This is a genomic window from Burkholderia sp. 9777_1386, assembly GCF_015712265.1.
Lineage (GTDB): Bacteria > Pseudomonadota > Gammaproteobacteria > Burkholderiales > Burkholderiaceae > Burkholderia > Burkholderia cenocepacia.
On the sequence record NZ_JACCQB010000115.1, the window covers coordinates 1 to 2,255 of the forward strand.

Here is a 2,255-nt window from a genome sequence, read left to right on the forward strand (position 1 = left end):
CCGGCTTCGGCTTCCTTCAGAAACCCGATGATTTGCTGTTCCGTAAAGCGCTTCTTCATGTTCGTCTTCTTCTCCGAAAACGAACTTTACTAGACTCCAGCTGGCCCTGTTTGCAGGGGGCAGGTCACTTTGATACTCGGACAAGCTTCTGGGGACTATGGCAGCGCGACCAAAGCAAGGGAAAATACCCTCATCGTATCCGCCAGTCCACGGTCATCCATCGAGGCCCTCCATGAGGCTTCGTCACGTAGCGCTTGTGCTCACATCCACTTTGTTGATGGCATGGGGGCCGGACAAGCTGCTCTCTGATCAGTACTCACCGAACCGGGGGGATGCGGACAAAATCTTGGACTACTTTGGAGGTAGTCCATGTATTCATACGAAGACCGCGTTCGGGCGGTCGAGCTGTACCTGAAACTCGGAAAGCGCGTCAAGGCGACAATCCGCCAGTTAGGTTGGGACGAAATGTTGCCCAGAGTCAAGGAGGTGCGCCGCTTTGGCTCCCCTCTCGGCTTGATGAGTTTTACAGACCCGTTCAGAGAGCGCATAACCGACGTGATCACCTGGGGGAACGGCCCGGAAGCGAACTCCACTGCATCCTCATCGCCTGATGCCATGGCCTCGTAGCCTGCATCGCTCACCACCTCTAGCGGGGGTTGGACGGTTGCTGTGCTGCGGAAACAACTGGACCTTCGCCGTGCTCTCAAATGTCAGCTTTAGGACAGGCCGGTTGAATCCACCACTCCTTTGGGCCGTTCAGAGCCGTTCGCGTCGCCTCAGAATCGCCATTCGCGGTCACGTGCCAATCCTGACGCAGGGATGAACGCGACAGCGAGATAGGAGCCTTATCACCACGGCTCGATGGTCGGTTCAAACTCAGGTTCCGCATACCGCGTGGTTGCTGATGCCAGCGTTCCAGGGAAGTTGACACCGCTCTTCGCGACTCCGGGCTCGGTGACAATGCGGTGACCGGACGTGCTCCGGCGGGCCAGAATTGACGCGTAATATATTGGACTGGCTTTGCTTGGGTGATCGCCCGAGTACGATATCGCTTTGCTGGCGTTCGACAAATTCTCCAAGACCCCCATATGCGTATCCCTCCGCTCAGGGCAATCATTGCGTTCGAAAGCGTGGCCCGGACCAAAAGCGTCAACCGTGCGGCGGAAGAACTGGGCCTTACCGCGTCCGCGGTGAGTCACCAGCTCAGCAACCTCGAATCGCAGATCGGCCAGCCGTTGTTCCAGCGATTAGGACGGGGACTGGTCCTCACGCCGACCGGAGAACGCTATCTGGCCGACGTGACGGGCTCGCTCGCCGACCTGAGCCGCGCGACCGAGCGCGCGTCGAGCCGCAACGAAGTCGATATTCTGCGCGTGCATACGAGCCCGAGCTTCGGGCTGATGTGGTTGCTACCGCGGCTGTCGTCGTTTCAGGAGGCGAACGGCGATATCCAGCTGAACCTCGCGTGCTCTTACGAAAACGTGTCGTTCTCGAACGGCTTCTACGATATCGACGTCCGGCACGGCTACGGCAACTGGGACAACCTCGAGGTCCGGACCGTGCGCGGCGAATTCATCGCGCCGCTCGCGTCCCCGCGCTATCTCGAACGGCATCCGGTGAACACACCGGAGGACCTGCTCGCGCAGCGGCTGATCTATTCCGAAACGCCGCTGGTCCAGTGGAAGCAGTGGTTCGGCCGGACCGGCGTGCCGCTCGCGGCGCAGAAGACCTTCGATTTTTCGTTCGACCGTTCGTACATGTCGCTCGAAACCGCCGCGCTCGGTCTCGGCATTGCGCTCGAAAGCCTGATGCTCGCGTCGGCGAAGATCCGCGAAGGACTGCTGGTGCCGGTGTTCGGCGAGCGCCATGCGGTCGAAGTCGGCGCGCATCATCTCGTTTACCCGCGGCAGAACGCAGAGTTGCCGCGCGTGAAGCGCTTTCTGGCGTGGATCGAGCGGGAGGTCGCGGCGCACGCGCGAGCGGACTGAACGCGCCGTCCCGCGGCGCCCGCGATATTGCGCTGCAGCACCGACGGCGCGCCGTCATCTGAAATTTTCTCAACTATGGCTGAGCGTTTCCGCGTTGATGCGGGTGTCCGGTAAGCCGACACTCCAGGCAACACATCAACACAGCAACCATCTTGAGACAGCCCATGTCATGCGCAATTGAAATCCGGCTGCCAACGCTCGCCAGTGCGAGCGATGGCGTTGAGCGTGATGAGCAGCTTGCGCATGCATGCGACGAGGGCGACCTTC

General features: G+C 60.4%; 2 protein-coding genes and 1 pseudogene. 2 read left to right on the top strand and 1 reads right to left on the bottom strand.

Annotated elements, in window-relative coordinates; genetic code table 11:
- The first annotated feature begins 369 nt into the window (after positions 1 to 369).
- The gene (locus H0X91_RS34585) at positions 370 to 627 is read left to right on the top strand and encodes a hypothetical protein (RefSeq protein ID WP_062911562.1); all 258 of its coding nucleotides are present in this window, start codon (positions 370 to 372) and stop codon (positions 625 to 627) included.
- 461 nt (positions 628 to 1,088) lie between these two features.
- Positions 1,089 to 1,988: a LysR substrate-binding domain-containing protein gene (locus H0X91_RS34590; protein ID WP_062911563.1), complete on the top strand. Its 900-nt coding sequence runs from the start codon at positions 1,089 to 1,091 to the stop codon at positions 1,986 to 1,988.
- A 167-nt stretch (positions 1,989 to 2,155) separates the two neighbouring features.
- Here H0X91_RS34590 and H0X91_RS35535 read toward each other — a convergent pair.
- A pseudogene (locus H0X91_RS35535) lies at positions 2,156 to 2,255 on the bottom strand (IS110 family transposase); the annotation flags it as partial.